Raw genomic sequence first — 16371 nt, forward strand, 5'->3', positions numbered from 1 at the left:
TCATCGACCCTCGTATTGCGCCTTGCGGCGTTCGCGGAAACTGGCCATACCCTCGCGGGCGTCTTGCGTCGTGGCGGACAGCGCGCCGGCCATCGCTTCCAGCGTGGCGCCGGTATTGAAGCCCGCGGCTGCGTTGATCAGTTGCTTCGTGAGTTGCGCGGACACGGGCGCAAGCGTCGCGATTTGCCCGGCGACGGCCATCGCCGCATCGAGCGATTTACCCGCTTCGGACACTTCGTCGACGAGGCCGATTGCATAGGCGCGCTGCGCGTCGATGCGTCGTGCGGTGAGCGCCATCGACTTCACGTGACCGGGTCCGATGAGGGACACGAGCCGCTGCGTTCCGGACCAGCCAGGACAGGTCGCGATGCTCGCTTCGGGCAGCGCGAAGGTCGCGGCCGGATCGGTCACCCGAACGTCGGCGACTGCGGCGAGTTCCAGACCGCCACCGAACGCGTGACCGTTGATCGCGGCGATCACGGGCAGGCGCAATGCAGCCCAACGATCGAAGATGCGATGTCCGCGCGTGACCCAGACACGCCACATATCGAGCGGCGCAAGGGCGGACCATTCATTGATATCCGCGCCGACACAGAAGGCACGCTCGCCGGCGCCCGTCAACACGACGGCGCGCAGACTGCCGTCCGTTTCGAGTTGCGCGGCGGCGTCTTCGAGTTGTCCAAGCATCGACGGCGTGAGCGAGTTGAGCTTGTCGGGCCGATCGAGCGTGACGACTGCAACCGGACCGCGTTTCTCGATGCGGATAAGCGCGTGATCAGCCATGACGCGCCTCCTTGAGCTTGAGTCCGAAGGGCGCGTCCGTGAAGATCGCGGGGTCCATCGTCTTCAGCGAGGACGACACCTTCAACTCGATATCGCACTGATCCAGCACGTCCTTCTGCAGATCGATACCGGGAGCGATCTCGACGACTTCGAGCCCGTCTTTGCCGAGTCTGATCACGCATCGTTCGGTGATGTACAGGACTTCCTGATCGCGGGCTTGTCCCATGCGACCGCTGAAGGTCACGTGATCGACATCGGCGACAAACTTCTTCTTGCCTTCCTTGACGATCGAAAGTCTTCCGTTGCCGACTTCGAATTGCGCGCCAGCCGTAAAGTAGCCGCTGAAGACAAGACGCTTCGCATGTGTGGTGATGTCGATGAAGCCTCCGCACCCCGCCGTCAGATACGGCTTGCTCGGGAGCCTCGATACGTTCACATTGCCGAAGCGATCGACCTGCATGAACGAGAGCAGAGACACATCGAAACCGCCGCCCTGGAAATAGACGAACTGGGACGGCGACGGCATGATGGCGTCGGCATTGCCCGAGCAGCCGAATGCGAATCCCAGCAATGGCACACCGCCCACCGCGCCTTGCTCGATGGCCCAAGTCACATCGTTCGGATAGCCTTCTTCGAGCAAGATGCGCGGCACATTCGCGGAGATCCCGAAGCCAAGATTCACTGCGTCGTTCTGCGCCAGCTCGATCGCGGCACGCCGGGCGATGATCTTGTCCGGATGCCATTGCGCAAACTCGAACGCGCTCTCGGGCAGCTTGATTTCGCCGCTGATCTCGGGGTCGTATTCGATCTGCGTGGTCTGCTTTTGAGCCGGATCGACCACGACGTAATCGACCAGATTGCAGGGAATGTGCACCGATTGCGTGTGCAGCGATCCCGCCTTCACGACACGCTTGACCTGCGCGATGACGATGCCGCCGTTGTTGCGCACCGCGAGCGCCTGATCGCGTCCGCCCAGCAGCGCGCCTTCGTGTTCGAAGGACAGGTTGCCGCGCTCGTCCGCGGTCGTGGCGCGAACGATGGCAACGCGCGGGACGAAGTTGCGATAGTGCAGCCACTCGTCGCCGGCGAACGTCACCTTCTCTACGATGGGGTGCTCGGCAGCGCTGGCGTTCATTGCGCCGCCCTGCCGCGACGGATCGACAAAGGTGTCCAGTCCGACCTTGGTCAATACGCCGGGACGCCTGGCCGCCGCCTCGCGGTGCATATCGAACAACACGCCGCTCGGCAGGTTGTACGCACGAATCTCGTTATCGACGATCAGATGCCAGATATCCGGCATCGGCAGGCTCGACGGGCCGCTGGGGAACGAGCCCGCTATGATCGTTTTGATGAGCCCTTTCTTTGCGATGTGATCGATGCCCTTGATCCCGTACATGTCGCCGGCGGCGATAGGATGGAGCATCGTCAGATTGCGCGGATGCGCTTGCGCGTTAAAGCGCGCGCCGATCGCGGCGAGCATTGCGTCCGGACAGCCCAGGCCGCTCGACGAACTGACGGTGACTACATCGTCATCGTTGATGAGGCTGGCGGCTTGTGCGAGGGTGATGACCTTGCTGGAACTCACGTTGAGTCTCCTGATAATGCGGTTCTGGCTGATTTATTCGGCGTAGCGACGCGACACATCGACATGTCCGCCTGCTTGCGCAGCCTGCGCGACCGCGAGGGCCGTGATCAGCGAGCGATATCCATCCACCCCGCTGGCGGCGGGGCTCTGGCCTTCGCGGATGGCTCGGTGAAACTGGGCAACGCCGGTGTGGTAGAGGTTTGCGTGTTCCACCTCGATCGATCGCACGCCGTTTGCGTCGCGGAGTTCGATCTCGCCGATTGCGCGCTGGGTCATCACGTCCTTGGCGATCAGCGAACCGTCCGAACCGTGCACTTCGAGTCCGGTCGCCGCGAATGGCACGGTGAAGGCGTCGTGGAGTTGCGCGAGAACGCCGTTGTCGAAACGCACGATCGCCATGACGCCGTCGGTAAGACCCGCGTTGCTCATCGTGCCGGTGGTCGTCATTGCGCTGACTTCGATGGGCTCCGCGTTCAGCACGAAGCGCAGCGTGTCGACGTCATGAACGGTGATGTCGAGCACGACGCCGCCGCCAGCGTCTTGCTGTTCGATGCGCCATCCGCGGAGATGCGGCGGAAGCGACACCGCATGAAAGACGCGGGCAAAGAGCGGCGTTCCGATCGCGCCTTCGATGATGAGTTCGCGCAGCTTGCGGTGCGTGGCGGCATTGCGGAGATGGTGGTTCGTTCCGAGAACGACACCGTGCTCGGCGCAGGCCTCGATCATCCGGGCTGCGTCCGCTTCGGAAAGCGCAAGCGGCTTCTCGCAGAGAACGTGTTTGCCGGCGCGCGCCGCGGCCAGAACTTGCGGGAGATGTTTCTCGTTGGTGCTGCTGATGTACACCGCATGGACTGCCGGATCGGCGAGCACGGCGTCGAGATCGGTGGAATGCCGGGTGATGTCGTGCTTCGCGGCGAATTCTTGTGCGCGCGCTGCATTGCCGCTGACGACGGTTTCGATCGTGGCGTCAGCCTGGGCCCGGATGGCGTCGACCATCCACTCGTCTGCGATCGTGCTGGCGCCAACGAGCGCCCATCCAATACGTGCCGCCATGTCTGTCTCCAGTATCGATCAAGTAGAACGTTCCACTAGCGGCGGAAAAGAAAACGCGCTTCCGCGTTCCTGGCCATCGTGACCGTTGGTGGATCGTTCCACTAAGCTGCTGAAAAATTCGGCGTCTTGCGCCGTTCTTTGTGGTGGATCGTTCCACTTAATGTAGTTCGCAGGTCTTGGCGAGTCAACTAGAGACGAACCCTGATCCCTTCGATAACCGAACACGCAAAACATCCGACTATTGAAAAATTCAGTGGAACGTTCTAGCGACGGTGATAATCTTCCGGTGAGCAAGCCGTTCCCGAGCCCGTCCCACATGAAAAGCAATCCAACCATCCTCGACATCGCCAGAACCGCGGGCGTGTCGAAATCGACCGTGTCGCTGGTGTTGCAGGAGAATCCGCGCATCCCGGCAGACACCGCGGAAAAGGTGCGACAGGCCGCGCGCCAGCTCGGGTACGTGTACAACCGGGGCGCGGCGGCGTTGCGCGGTCGACGCAGCGCGACGATCGGCATGGTCATCAACGACCTGACGAACCCCTTTTTCGTTGAATTGCTGGTGGCGATCGAACGCGTGCTCGCCGAGGCGGGTTACACCACGTTGATGGCGCATACGGCCGAAAGCGTCGCCACGCAAACTCGCGTGCTGCGCTCGATGCGGGAACAGAATGTCGCCGGCTTGATCATGTCGCCCGCGCTCGGGACGGACGATGCGCTTCCGGCGGAGATTCGATCGTGGGGCATCCCGCTCGTGCTCGTGATGCGTCCGATGGGCGATGACGTCGATACCGTAGGCGTCGATAACGCTTTCGGCTTCGCGCTCGCCACTGCGCACCTGATCGCTCAGGGACATACGCGCATCGCGTTCGCAGGGAATCGCAAAGGCTACGCGGTGGCTAGTCAGCGTCGCGAGGGCTATCTCTCGACGATGAAGAAGCACGCGCTTCCTGTTGCCGACGAGTGGACGATCGACGTCGAACTCACGCCACAGGGCGGCCAGAAAGCGGTGCGCGCGATCTTCGACATGGCGCTCCGTCCCACGGCAGTGCTCTGCTATAACGACCAGGTCGCGATCGGCGTGCTGCATGAACTCGATCGGATGGGCAAACGTGCGGGCAAGGACCTGGCGGTTGTGGGTTGCGACAACATCGTGGCGGCCGAACATACGAATCCACCGCTGACGACGCTCTCGGCAGGCTCCGACAAACTCGGCGCGCTCGCGAGCGAGACCCTTCTTTCGAGGTTGGTCGAAGGCGCTGTCACGGATGGTCCGGCAAAGCAATTCTTCGCGGTGCCGGAACTCATCATCCGCGAATCAAGCGAGCATGCGATCGATGCAGAGGACGCCACGCGAGCCGTCCGAGGCAAGCAGCCCGGCCGCAAGCGTGCAGCCCGGGCGTCGTGAAGGAACCGATGCGCGCGCTGCATTGCGTTCGATTCTGCCCGTTCGAACTCACACAGGCGCGCAGTGGATATCGAACTTGATCAGCTCGGTCGGACCGAAGGTATTGCTGATGGCGACATCGGCGGCATCGCGACCTCGCGCCATCAGCACGCGGCCGGTACGCGGCACGTTGTTGCGCGGGTCGAAGGTCTGCCATGAATCGCCCACGTAGGCTTCGAACCAGGCCGCGAAATCCATCGCGCTATAGGGCGGCGGCACGCCGACATCGCTGATATAGCCGGTGCAATAGCGCGCCGGAATATTCATCGCGCGGCACAGCGCCACGGCCAGATGAGCGAAGTCGCGACAAACGCCCTCGCCTTCCTCGAACGCCTCGAACGCGGTCTTGGTCGGGCGAGCGAACCCGTATCCGAACTTGATGTGGCCATGCACGTAGTCGCAGATCGCCTGCACCCGGTCACGCCCCGGGGCAGTCGCGGCGAACAGTTTCCACGCGATGGCGGACAACAGATCGGTTTCGCAATATCGGCTGCCGAGCAGAAACACCAGACATTCATCCGGCAGCGTCTCGACGGGATGCTGATGCCCGAGCGGTTCGCGCGTCTCGGGCTGGTCGGAGATTTCGAGCAATGCGCTGGTGGACAGGGATATCAGCCCCGCCGGTGCGACGATACGACTGCACAGATTACCGAAGCTGTCGCGATACTGCGTGATCGGCACGGGTGGATCGACCACCAGCAGATCGCCGGACAGCACATCCTGCGCGCGGGAGAAGTGCGTGTTCAACATCAGCATCATCGGGGTCGGCTGCGGACACTCGTAGATCAGTTCATAGCCCACGCGGAGTTTCATCGAATCATCCTTGCATTGAGAAGTCATGGGGCGCGGGGCGCAAAGATGTCTCCATCAGTCGTCTTCGGTGACGCTCACGTCTACGTCGAGGCTCCGGAACGAATGCATCGCGCCGTGCCACGTTCCCCACAGCGGCAGCGCCTGATCGGAATTCCAGGCTACGGCTACACGAATCAGATTCCGGTTGCCGATGATGCTGTTGGTCGGATCGAAATCGACCCAGCCGGCACCGGGAAGATAGATCTGCAACCAAGCGTGCGTCGCACCGCCGCCCAGCGTCGCGTCGTGGTTCGGCACGAAGATATAGCCGCTGACGAACCGGGCTGCCAGGCCCAGCGAGCGGACCGCATCCATCATGAGCACCGCGAAATCCCTGCAACTGCCGCTTCCCAGCCGCAGCGTCTCGGCGGGTTGATTGACGCCCTTCTCGACTCGCCGCACGTAGGTGAAGCTGTTCTTGATCTCGAGCGTCATGCTGCGCAGCAAGGTCATCGTTTCGGTCGAACCGCCCGGTCCGATGAAACGTCGCGCCCATGCGTCCACTTCGTCGGTAAGAATCGGCCGGCTTCGCGCGTTCACGAGATTCGACGCTTCCTCGCTGGTGTAAGCGAATGGCCACTTCGACGCATATCCTTCCAGCGAATAATCGGGCAATGGCGCTTCGTAGTGTTCGAGCGTCACCTCGCTTCTGAAGATCAATTCGGACGCCTCGCCCGAGAACGTCGCAATTGCGACCGAATTGTCGAATACGTCATGCAGCCAATGCAGGCGATCGGGCGTCGGGCTGATCATCAACTGCGTACTCAGAAGACGCAGATCATGACTCGCACGCGGGCGGAACATCATGCGATGCTCTCCGAAGCGCACCGGCTCGGAATAGCGATATGCACTTTGATGGCGCACGGTAAGACGTTGCGGGCCGCTCATTGCGGCACGCCGTGGCGAGACTGGATCACCATTTCGCTCCCAAAGGGTTAATCCGCGCGGAAATGCGCGAATGAGTCAACCGAGACTCGGAAGCGCGTCAAATAATCCGAACATCGAATGAAAAGCCAGGCATGAAGTAAGACTGACTCACGAACACGACCATGCAATGCATGGCGGCAATCGGTTATTTCTTTTTGGCGGCGCTGGTTGACCCGGTAGTCTTGGGAACCGGGATCTTGAATGGATCGGCCACTGGCGTCGACAATTTTTTGGCTTGTTTGGGCTTCTTTGCCTCGCGATTACTTCGCATTTGACCCTTTGCCATTTCTCACCCCTGAGTGGCGGCCACGGAATGGGCCGCTAATTAGCCTATTCTGAGCGCATTTTTAATTGCTGTCGCGATCTATTTAATTGGCTCGACGACGAGCGTCGAGAGGCGCGACCGCGAATTTCCCGATGCATCGCCCTGTCGAAGTCTGACGATTGTTCTTGCTTTGTTTCGCCATGCGGCGCACGCTCCCGTGGCTGCCCTTCACCGACCTTCCTTTTTTGCGGACATCAACATGCTGAAGCGAATCCCGACCGACACCGCCGCACCGTTCCGAAAACAGGACCTGACGGCAACTCAAAAAGCTCGCGTAGAAGCGTTGCGGCAGGCAGAGTCCGACCGCGCAGAAAAGCGACTTGAGAACGATGCGCGCATCGACGTCAACGCCGCGAAGTGGCGCTATGTCTCACCGACGGACTAGATTGCCTCGAAGTTTCACTCCGACGAGGTATCGCGGCGTCGTATTTACTTTGGAATTCTGACTATTTCGGCGACATGCACGGCTGGCGGTCGAACACGTATCAGACGAGCCCGAAGTCGGCGCAAAGCACTTTGATGGGTGAGCGGGAGCCGTCCCTCTGTTTCTGAGTCGCTATCCCGACGATGTGATTCAGGTTCACACGCAGGACTTCGCTGTCCTGCGACACAGACCCGTCGGAACCGAAAACACGGTCAAGGCATTCGCGCGTGACCTGGACTTGCAAGCGCCTGTTCTGGATGGTCTGACAGAAGAAAAGATCGCCGTCTGAACGCAGGAAAGGACGATTCAAAGAAAGAGCGTCGGGAGCAGTGGATTGCTGCAAACGAACCCCGCCTCTTTTCGATCCGGTCAACGGATTACGTTCGAAGCAGCCTGGGCATACGAAATAAATTCCGAGGCTATCGATGGCTGGATGCGCATTGTGCCGGGATACATCGACTTTGCAGTGCTTGCAGTTCCACATGGCGACCTCCGCGTCGTCGATGCAAGCAAACAGGTTACGCGTCGTCTCGTGCGCTTGCGAGACATCATTTGTAAAAGCAAGTCCGGCCCTTTGACTGTCGCGCAATGGCGATACGACGGAGACGTGATGCCGGCGATGGCTAGCGCCTTATTCTCACCGCCTGGCGTCGCGCGTGAGCCGAGCCGCCTTCATAGGCCTCGTCCTCGGTCTCGAAGCGAAGATGACTGTCGTAGCGGATCTCGCTGACGTTCGAACTACTCAAATCTACATCGACACATGCGTAGGTGAAGCCACCGGCAGCAAGCGGTTGAACCACAACATGGAATTCATGGTTTCCAACTTTCAACATGCGTGACATCGAGAACTCCAGTAGTGGTGAGCCATCGTACCACGCGATGAAGGATCGACCCGCGCTCGTGTCGCTGGGGCTCGGGCATATGCGTTCAATGCATCGAAATGATCAGGCATGCTATTTATTGCGGCGGCAGTACCTGAACGAACTTTGATTACCCCAGATACAAAACTGCCGGTTCCGCACCCGGAACCGGCAGCAAGGCTACTTAGATCGGCGTGATGTTCGCGGCCTGCAGACCCTTGGGACCGCTCTTCGTTTCATAGCTGACTTTCTGATTTTCCGCGAGCGTCTTAAACCCTTCGGCGCGAATCTCAGAGAAATGCGCGAACAGGTCATCACCGCCGCTGTCGGGCGTGATAAACCCAAAACCCTTACTGTCGTTGAACCACTTGACGGTGCCGGTATCCATTGAAACTCTCCTGAAGATGAACGAACAAATGGGACCGCGAGAGGGGTCCCGGAACAAAGGATCAAGGAGGGAGAGGACAACGAACACCGCAGGCTGCGGTCAATGATGAGCAGCAATCGCGCTTCTTGAAGACTTCATTAAGAAAAGTACGCCTCGCCTCGAAAACCGTCAAGATCTTTCGGCCCGCGGCGCGGAAGCGATTTGTCTGACCGCTCGTCCCTCGCTCCCTGCGGGCTTTGCGGGTATAGTGGTCCTTCATTCTCGAGGAGACGTTCATGCCAGCATTCCCGCCTCTTTACAAGGGCTTCGAACTTCATCCTCTCGTGTTCTCGCGGGCATTCAGCCGCTTCGACAGGCATTCTCGCTACGACGAAGGCTACGATGTCGCGGTTCGCATCTGTCGCCCGGAGATATCGGGCGAGGCTGGCACGAGCCGCGTATTCAAGCTCGATCGGCAAGATGTGTTTGTGGACTTCGGAATCGCTCGGCGCGCCGCTCGTCAACGCGGTGAAGATATCGTCGATGGAAAGGTGGAAGGCTCGTCTGTCGCCGATATGTGAGCCTTATTCTCAGCCATTCGAATAGCTCGTTTCTAATACGGGAAACTGACCGCGACTGACCGGCTGCCGAAGATCGCAGTACGAGCGTCATCGCGCCAGATCGGCCTTTGCGAGCATTCACTACTGGCTCTCATAGGGCGGCGAGGATGTACCGCCCTTAACCCCTCGCGATCATAAAGTTATTCTTTAAATTCGCGCAGTGGACGGCGAACGGCTAACCAAGGTTGGCGGCAAACTTCCCATCTTCCCGGCTCGCATAACGCGACGCTGGCCTGGCGAGACCGAGATGATCGCGTAGCGTGCGGCCTTCGTATTCGCTGCGAAAGCGTCCGCGACGCCGCAACTCCGGAATCACCAGCTCGATAAAGTCGTTCAGCGAATCGGGCAGCAACGCGGGCATCACATTGAATCCGTCCGCGCCGTAATGCACGAAACGCTCTTCTAGCGCATCCGCGATCTGCGCAGGCGTGCCGACCAGCTGCCAGTGTCCGCGCGCGCCCGCAATACGACGATAAAGCTCGCGAATGGTGAGATTTTCCCGGCGCGCAAGCTCGATCATCAGCGTCTGACGGCTCTTGCTTGCGTTGGTCTCGGGCAATTCGGGAATCGGCCCGTCGAGCGGATAGGCCGACAGGTCGAAGCCGCCCGTCAGCATCGAAACCATCGCGAGACCCACAACCGGATCGATGAGCGCCTGCAGTTCGTCGAACTTCGCGCGCGCCTCGGCTTCCGTTCGGCCGACGATCGGCATGACGCCGGGCATGATCTTGAGCGAGTCCGGATGACGGCCGTGGCGCGCCATGCGGCCCTTGACATCGGCGTAGAACGCGACGGCGTCGTCGAGCGTCTGTTGCGCCGTGAAGATCACCTCCGCGGTGCGGGCCGCGAGTTCCTTGCCCGCCTCGGACGAGCCCGCCTGCACGGTCACCGGATGCCCCTGCGGCGAACGCGAGACGTTCAATGGCCCACGCACGTTGAAGAACGCGCCGCGATGATCGAGCACGTGGCGCTTGTCCGGATCGAAGTATCGCCCTGACGACTTGTCGCGCAGGAACGCGTCTTCGTCGAAGCTATCCCAGAGGCCCGACACGACATCCGCGAATTCGTCCGCGCGCTCATAACGCGTTGCATGCGCGAGATGCTCGTCGAAGCCGAAGTTACGCGCCTCATGCTCGCTCGATGACGTCACCAGATTCCAGCCCGCGCGTCCGCCGCTGATGTGATCGAGCGACGCGAACTTGCGCGCGATGTGATACGGCTCGTTGAACGAGGTCGATGCCGTGCCGACCAGACCGATGCGCCGCGTGATTGCCGCAAGCGCGGAAAGAAGCGTGATTGGTTCGAACTGCGCGACGTAGCTGTGGGCGGTGCGGCTCAGGAATTGCGCATCGTCGCCGCGCGTACCGGAGCCATCGGCGAGAAAGATCAGATCGAACTTCGCCGCTTCCGCCGCCTGCGCGAGCTGAACGTAATGGGCGAAATTGCTGCCCGCATCGGCGCTCGCATGAGGATGCCGCCATGCGGCGATGTGATGGCCCGTGGGATAGAGAAACGCGCCGAGATGCAGATGTCCGTTCCGTTGTGTCATGTCCGATGGTTTCTCGTTGTGCGTGCGGTGCAGGTTATGCCGTGCCCGCTCAGTGGCAATACAGATCGTTCTGGGCGTTGAACATGTCGAAGGCGAGACGCGTCGCCTGATCTTCGCGCACGGTCGAGAGCCAGCGTTGCCGTCGCCAGCCTTCGACGATCCGTTCGATGAACGCCGTGCTCGCGACATCGCCGGTGCGTGTCGCGATGAAGGCAGGCGCAGGCGCAACCGTGCCGGGCAGACTCCGGTAGTAGGCCCAGTCGGGATGCTTCAGCAACTGGCGGATCACATACTCGTCGTCGACGAGCGCGGCGCATTCGCCCGCCTGAAAGGCCAGCAACGCATCGAGCGGACGGTCGAACGCTTGTATGTTTGCCTGTGCGCGATGGGCGGCCGCCTGCGCGAACGGACTGCCGCGCGATGCGCAGATCACGCCGCCCGCAAGATCGCTCCATTCGCGCACCGCGCCGCGCCGAAGCACGAGCGCCATGCCGCGCCCGGACGTATAGGCGCTCGGCGCATAGGCAATCGACGTTTCAGCGCCGAAGCCCAAGCCCGCGACGGCGACATCCGCGTGGCCCGATCGCAGCGCGTCGGCGGCTTCGCGCGGTCCGGCAAGCAACAGGGTAACGGGCAGTCCCGCGCGCCGTCCGATGTCTTCGGCCAGCGCCGCGGCAAAGCCGTCCGCCACGCGCGCGGAATGATCGACCCGGCCGACATTGAGCGTCGGCGCAGGCCGCGACGGCACCGCGACGATCAACGTTCCGCGTGCGAGCGCGGCGGCGAAGGGCCGGTCATCGTCCGGAAGATTGCGCCATATATCGCGCAGCGGTAACGACGAGAGCGCGACCATCGCCATGACTGCAAGGGCAAGCCAGCGCAGCCGTTTGCCGTGACCCGGAAGCGCTGCCAACGCGCTCCTAGCCATTTTGCGCGAGCCCCACGCGCCAGCGCAGCAAGCGCCGTTCGAGCAAGGAAAGACTCTTGTTGATAAGCAAACCGAACAGCGCGAGCAGCACGATGCCCGCGTACATGTCTGGAATCTGGAACGTCTCCTGCGAATTGAGCGTGTAGAAGCCAAGACCCGAGCGCGCGCCGATCATCTCCGCCGCCACCAGCGCCGTGATGCTGTACGCGCCCGCGAGCCGGATGCCGGTGAGAATCTCGGGCAACGCGGCGGGCAGCACCACCTTGGCGAAGATGAAGCCTTGCGAAGCGCCCATCGAGCGCGCGCAATCGATGAACACGCGCTCGACCTGCTTGACGCCCGAAATGGTATTGAGCAGCACCGGCCAGAACGCGGCCCACACGATGATCGCGATCTTCGACGACTCGCCGATGCCGAGGAACAGCATGAACACCGGGAACAGCGCGAACGCGGACACCTGGCGCAGCAACTGATAGAGCGGATCGATGATGCGTTCGGCCCGACGAAACCATCCCAGCGCGAAGCCCGACACCACGCCGCCCGCGATGGCCAGCAGGAGACCGACGATAGAGCGCAGCGCGCTCGCGCCGAGATGCTTCCACACGTCGCCGCTATCGAACAGGCGCGCGATGGCGAGCGCCACTTGCGAGGGCGGGCTCAGATACGCCGGGCTCACGATGCCCGAGCGCGGCAACACTTCCCACAGCAACGCAAAAACGATCAGCGCGATCGAACGCTCGAACGCGTACGAAACGTTGATGCTACGCCCGCGCTTTGCCTTGCGCGCCACGGCCCGCTTCGCGCCGATCAACACGGGCAGCTTGTTCAAGGTCTCTTGCTCTGCCACTTCTCATGCCCCCGTCAGTGTTTCGGCGACGAACTCACGCGGCGCGCTCCGAACGTCGTCCAGTTCATCGCTCAGGCTCGCCCACGCGCGCTGCCGCAGCGCGACGAACCCGGCGCTGTGTCGTATCGATGCGGGACGCGGACGCGGCAGATCCACATCGATGATCTCCTTCACGCGCCCCGGCCCGCGCCCGACGATAGCCACGCGATCCGCCAGAAAAATCGCCTCGTCGATGCTGTGCGTGACGAACACGACCGTCTTCGCGCTCTGCTCCCAGATGCCGAGCAACTCCTGCTGCAAGGACTCGCGCGTCTGCGCATCGAGCGCGCCGAAGGGCTCGTCCATCAGCAGGATTTCGGGACCGTAGGCGAGCACCCGCGCGATCGCCACGCGCTGCCGCATGCCGCCCGAAAGCTGATGCGGATAGTGATCGGCGAAATCGAGCAGGCCGACCAGACGCAGGAACCGTTCGGCCTCGCTGCGTCGTTGCGCCCGCTTCACGCCGCGAATCTCCAGTCCTGTTTCGACGTTCTTGCGCACCGTGCGCCACGGGAACAGCGCATAGCCCTGAAACACGAAGCCGAGCTTGTTGCGCGCCGCGCCGACAGGCTCGCCGTCCACGCTGATGCGGCCCGAGGTCGGCAAGGTCAAACCCGCGAGAAGGTTGAGCAGGGTCGACTTGCCGCAGCCGCTCGGACCGAGCACGGCGAGGAACTCGCCCTCGCGCACGCGCAGGTCGAAGTGTTCGAGCACGGTATGGCTCGACGCCGTCGCCTCGTTGACGTAAGCGAGCGACAGATCGCGCACGACGATCTTGTCGGGTGCCGTGCGTGTCGCGCTCATGATGGCCTGCCGTTCGCGACCGGCGTCGCGTTCGCCTGCGACTGCTTCGCGGCCAATGGGTTGTACTGGTTCGTGTAGACGTCCTTCACCTGCACCTTGCCCTTCGGAATCTTGCCGGCCTGTTCGAGGATATCGATGTAGTACTGGATCGGCGGTTCGGTCACCACGAGATCCTTCACATAGGCATAGCGCTCGACCAGCTTCACGTCGATACCGAGCCGCTCCGCCGTGAGCTGGCGCGCTTCGTCCGGATGCGCGTTGACCCAGTTGCCGGCCTTTGCGATGGCCGTCACGAAATCCTTCACCGCTTGCGGATGCGCGCGCGCGAACGCGCCGTTCACGCTGTAGGGCGCCATGCCGCCCAGTCCGCCGTCCTCGTCCCAGTCGCTCCACAGCTTGTGCAGTTGCGGATCGGCCTCGGCAGCGCCGGAGAAAGGCGGATGAATGATGGCGATATCCACGTTCTTCGTGACGAGCGCCTGCTGCGACTGGTTGTCGGGCACGACGAGCCAGTTGACCTTCGACACGTCCACGCCGTGCTGCGACAGATACTTCTTCGTCACGAATTCCGCGCACGCGCCGAAGCTGTTGAACGCCACTGTCTTGCCCTCGAAGTCCTTCGGCCCGCGAATGCCGGAATCCTTGCGCGTGAAGTACTTCATATGCGGAGCATCGGGCAGCGTCTCGCCGCCCGCGGAGACGACCTTGATATCCGCGCCGCTCGCGATCGCGGAGATGACGAGCGGTACCATGCGCGTGCCGAAATCGATCTCCCCTGTGCCGACGAGCGGAATGATCTGCGGCGCGGATATCTTGCCGACATACTTCGGACGCGTGCTCGTGCCTTCGAAATAGCCGAGCTTGTCGGCGAGATAGACGAGATCGAACGCCGGGTTATCGGGATACTTGAAGTACGTCACTTCCTGCCGGCTGCCCTGCGCGACCGACGGCGCCGACGATTGCGCCTGCTCTTCATGAGGCTTGCAGCCGCCCAGCAAAACGAGCGCGGCAGCCGCGCAGGCCACCACAGTGAGCTTTCCGGCAACGTATGGCCGGCGATGCGAATTGGACGCCTTCATGGGATCGGAATGAGAAGAGCAGCAAAAGGAAATGGTCGGGCACAGCGCGACCGGCCATGCGGTGCTCAGGCATTCTCACGCCGCATGCGAGGCGCGCGAACGAAGGAAATATGCATAGCTCTTGCGATGAAAACTGAAATGCAATTCAGGCGATTGGCAATGGCAAAAGCGGCATCGGCGGATATGAACACTGCAAAGCAAAGAACAATAAAACGTTTGTCGACGCGCCATTCGGCGGCTTCTAATAAGCAGCTCAACTTCTCGACTCGCGGATAACTTTTGTCGCAGCGCCCATCCTTCATGGCTGATACGGAAATGAAATGGCTGACCTGACTTCCACCCGCAACAGCTATGTGTCTTCGCATGCACCGCGCGCGGGCATATCGAAAGTCGTGCTCTATCGATGGCTTTCGTGGGCCATTCCCGCGATCGTCGTGCTCGTGTGGGAAGCGGCATCGCGCATCGGGCTGATCGCGCCTCAGGTGCTTCCCGCCCCGAGCCGCGTCTTCGACACCGCCGTGAATCTCGCAAGGAACGGCGAGCTTTTCGTTCATCTCGGCGTGTCGCTGTTGCGTGCCGCGGTAGGCTTCGTCATAGGCGGGACGATCGGGCTCGCGCTGGGCGTCGCCGTCGGCTTCTCGCCGTTTGCGCTGGCGCTCTTCGATCGCTCGATCCAGATGGTGCGCGCGATTCCCTTTCTGGCGATGCTCCCGCTCGTGATCGTCTGGTTCGGCGTCGGCGAAGTCGCGAAGATCTTCCTGGTCGCGCTCGCGGTGCTCTTCCCCATCTACATCAACACGATGCTCGGCATCCGGCAGATCGATCCGAAGCTGATGGAACTCGCTCGCGTGATCGGCATGGACCGGATCGCGATCGTGCGGCGAATCATTGTTCCCGGCGCGATGCCTTCCATCCTGACAGGCGTGCGCTATGCGCTCGCGCATGCATGGCTCGCGCTCGTCATCGCCGAGACGCTCGCGACGACGAAAGGCATCGGCTTTCTCGCGATGGACGCCCGCGAATTCCTGAACACCAACGTCATTCTGCTGACCGTGATCGTCTACGCGATCATCGGCGTCGTTGCGGATGCGCTCGTGCGCCTGCTCGAAGGCCGTTTCCTCTCGTGGCACGCGAACTATGCCAAAGGAGCGCGCACATGACGCAGAGCACCGTGTTGTCCCGCGAGCGCGCGAGTTCGGCATCGGCGCTGGCCGTATCGGTGCGCGGACTGCAACGGCGCTATGGCAGCCGTGTCGTCATCGATGCACTCGACCTCGACATCCGCAAAGGCGAATTCGTCGCGCTGCTCGGTGAAAGCGGATGCGGCAAGACCACACTGCTGCGCGCGCTGGCGGGGCTCGATCTGCCCGACGCTGGAAACATACGCGCGCCGGCGCGCCCTTCCGTCGTGTTCCAGGAGCATCGGCTGCTCCCTTGGGCGACGTTATGGCAGAACGTCGCGCTCGGTCACGAGAACACGATCGGCCGCGAAGGCGCGGCGCGCGCGTTGGCCGAAGTCGGACTCGCCGGACGTGAGGACGACTGGCCGCGCAATCTGTCGGGCGGTCAGGCGCAGCGGGTGGCGCTGGCGCGCGCGCTCATACACGACCCCGCGCTGCTGTTGCTCGACGAGCCCTTCGCGGCCCTCGATGCGCTCACTCGCATCCGGATGCACGGCCTCGTCAAGGAACTCGTCGCGCTGCATCAGCCGGGCGTGCTGATCGTGACGCATGACGTCGACGAAGCGCTCACGCTCGCCGACAGGATTCTCGTGATGCGCGCCGGACGCATAGCCGCTGCGTTCCAGCCCAAGGATCACGCGCCGCTGGCGCTGCGGCCCATCCTGCTCGCGGAGCTGGGCGTTCAAACGCACTGACCTCTCACT

19 protein-coding genes are annotated in these 16371 nt (G+C 62.0%); 5 read left to right on the top strand and 14 right to left on the bottom strand.

Annotated features, from left to right (window positions below; genetic code table 11):
• The 3 genes from QCE73_RS34975 to QCE73_RS34985 are packed head-to-tail and all read right to left on the bottom strand — an operon-like array spanning position 1 to position 3421.
• Positions 1-783, bottom strand: a complete 783-nt coding sequence (locus QCE73_RS34975; protein ID WP_309885480.1) for an enoyl-CoA hydratase/isomerase family protein — start codon at positions 781-783, stop codon at positions 1-3.
• The gene (locus QCE73_RS34980) at positions 776-2368 is read right to left on the bottom strand and encodes an acyl CoA:acetate/3-ketoacid CoA transferase (protein ID WP_309885481.1); all 1593 of its coding nucleotides are present in this window, start codon (positions 2366-2368) and stop codon (positions 776-778) included. Before QCE73_RS34980 ends, QCE73_RS34975 begins: the two co-directional genes overlap by 8 nt.
• A 33-nt stretch (positions 2369-2401) precedes the next feature.
• Positions 2402-3421 carry a Gfo/Idh/MocA family oxidoreductase gene (locus QCE73_RS34985; RefSeq protein ID WP_309885482.1) on the bottom strand — a complete coding sequence of 340 codons (1020 nt, stop codon included), beginning with the start codon at positions 3419-3421 and terminating at the stop codon, positions 2402-2404.
• 316 nt (positions 3422-3737) lie between these two features.
• On the opposite strand from QCE73_RS34985, the gene QCE73_RS34990 reads away from it, so the two are divergent.
• Positions 3738-4826 (top strand): LacI family DNA-binding transcriptional regulator, encoded by a 1089-nt coding sequence (locus tag QCE73_RS34990; protein WP_309885483.1) that lies wholly within the window; start codon positions 3738-3740, stop codon positions 4824-4826.
• 48 nt (positions 4827-4874) lie between these two features.
• On the opposite strand, the gene QCE73_RS34995 is transcribed toward QCE73_RS34990, so the two are convergent.
• Positions 4875-5678, bottom strand: a complete 804-nt coding sequence (locus QCE73_RS34995) for a transglutaminase family protein (RefSeq protein WP_035500150.1) — start codon at positions 5676-5678, stop codon at positions 4875-4877.
• 54 nt (positions 5679-5732) lie between these two features.
• On the bottom strand, positions 5733-6605 hold the full coding sequence (locus tag QCE73_RS35000; protein WP_309885484.1) for a transglutaminase family protein: 873 nt from the start codon (positions 6603-6605) through the stop codon (positions 5733-5735).
• Between the two features lie 563 nt (positions 6606-7168).
• On the opposite strand from QCE73_RS35000, the gene QCE73_RS35005 reads away from it, so the two are divergent.
• Positions 7169-7354, top strand: a complete 186-nt coding sequence (locus tag QCE73_RS35005; RefSeq protein ID WP_035500083.1) for a hypothetical protein — start codon at positions 7169-7171, stop codon at positions 7352-7354.
• 100 nt (positions 7355-7454) lie between these two features.
• On the opposite strand, the gene QCE73_RS35010 is transcribed toward QCE73_RS35005, so the two are convergent.
• From QCE73_RS35010 to QCE73_RS35020, 3 genes are all read right to left on the bottom strand, one after another.
• Positions 7455-7877: a hypothetical protein gene (locus QCE73_RS35010; RefSeq protein WP_309885485.1), complete on the bottom strand. Its 423-nt coding sequence runs from the start codon at positions 7875-7877 to the stop codon at positions 7455-7457.
• Positions 7878-8016: 139 nt separating this feature from the next.
• Entirely contained in the window at positions 8017-8235 is a 219-nt protein-coding gene (locus QCE73_RS35015) for a hypothetical protein (RefSeq protein ID WP_309885486.1), read from the bottom strand.
• Between the two features lie 202 nt (positions 8236-8437).
• Positions 8438-8641 carry a cold-shock protein gene (locus QCE73_RS35020; protein WP_035500078.1) on the bottom strand — a complete coding sequence of 68 codons (204 nt, stop codon included), beginning with the start codon at positions 8639-8641 and terminating at the stop codon, positions 8438-8440.
• Positions 8642-8916: 275 nt separating this feature from the next.
• On the opposite strand from QCE73_RS35020, the gene QCE73_RS35025 reads away from it, so the two are divergent.
• On the top strand, positions 8917-9201 hold the full coding sequence (locus tag QCE73_RS35025) for a hypothetical protein (protein ID WP_309885487.1): 285 nt from the start codon (positions 8917-8919) through the stop codon (positions 9199-9201).
• Positions 9202-9415: 214 nt separating this feature from the next.
• On the opposite strand, the gene QCE73_RS35030 is transcribed toward QCE73_RS35025, so the two are convergent.
• The 6 genes from QCE73_RS35030 to QCE73_RS35055 form a co-directional block, all read right to left on the bottom strand.
• Entirely contained in the window at positions 9416-10789 is a 1374-nt protein-coding gene (locus QCE73_RS35030) for an LLM class flavin-dependent oxidoreductase (RefSeq protein WP_309885488.1), read from the bottom strand.
• 49 nt (positions 10790-10838) lie between these two features.
• Positions 10839-11702, bottom strand: coding sequence for a transporter substrate-binding domain-containing protein (locus QCE73_RS35035; protein ID WP_309885489.1), 864 nt, complete (start codon positions 11700-11702; stop codon positions 10839-10841).
• A 7-nt stretch (positions 11703-11709) separates the two neighbouring features.
• Entirely contained in the window at positions 11710-12477 is a 768-nt protein-coding gene (locus QCE73_RS35040) for an ABC transporter permease (protein WP_035500146.1), read from the bottom strand.
• A gap of 90 nt (positions 12478-12567) precedes the next feature.
• Entirely contained in the window at positions 12568-13407 is an 840-nt protein-coding gene (locus QCE73_RS35045) for an ABC transporter ATP-binding protein (protein ID WP_309885490.1), read from the bottom strand.
• The gene (locus QCE73_RS35050) at positions 13404-14486 is read right to left on the bottom strand and encodes an ABC transporter substrate-binding protein (RefSeq protein WP_309885491.1); all 1083 of its coding nucleotides are present in this window, start codon (positions 14484-14486) and stop codon (positions 13404-13406) included. Before QCE73_RS35050 ends, QCE73_RS35045 begins: the two co-directional genes overlap by 4 nt.
• A 65-nt stretch (positions 14487-14551) precedes the next feature.
• Positions 14552-14788 carry a hypothetical protein gene (locus tag QCE73_RS35055; RefSeq protein ID WP_309885492.1) on the bottom strand — a complete coding sequence of 79 codons (237 nt, stop codon included), beginning with the start codon at positions 14786-14788 and terminating at the stop codon, positions 14552-14554.
• Positions 14789-14806: 18 nt separating this feature from the next.
• Between QCE73_RS35055 and QCE73_RS35060 the strand changes: the two genes are divergently transcribed.
• Both QCE73_RS35060 and QCE73_RS35065 read left to right on the top strand, forming a co-directional pair.
• On the top strand, positions 14807-15646 hold the full coding sequence (locus QCE73_RS35060) for an ABC transporter permease subunit (protein ID WP_309885493.1): 840 nt from the start codon (positions 14807-14809) through the stop codon (positions 15644-15646).
• Entirely contained in the window at positions 15643-16362 is a 720-nt protein-coding gene (locus QCE73_RS35065) for an ABC transporter ATP-binding protein (RefSeq protein WP_309885494.1), read from the top strand. The genes QCE73_RS35060 and QCE73_RS35065 overlap by 4 nt, the downstream gene beginning before the upstream one ends.
• The last annotated feature ends 9 nt before the right edge of the window (positions 16363-16371 follow it).

Origin of the sequence: Caballeronia sp. LZ029, assembly GCF_031451275.1 — a bacterium.
Taxonomy (GTDB): domain Bacteria; phylum Pseudomonadota; class Gammaproteobacteria; order Burkholderiales; family Burkholderiaceae; genus Caballeronia; species Caballeronia jiangsuensis.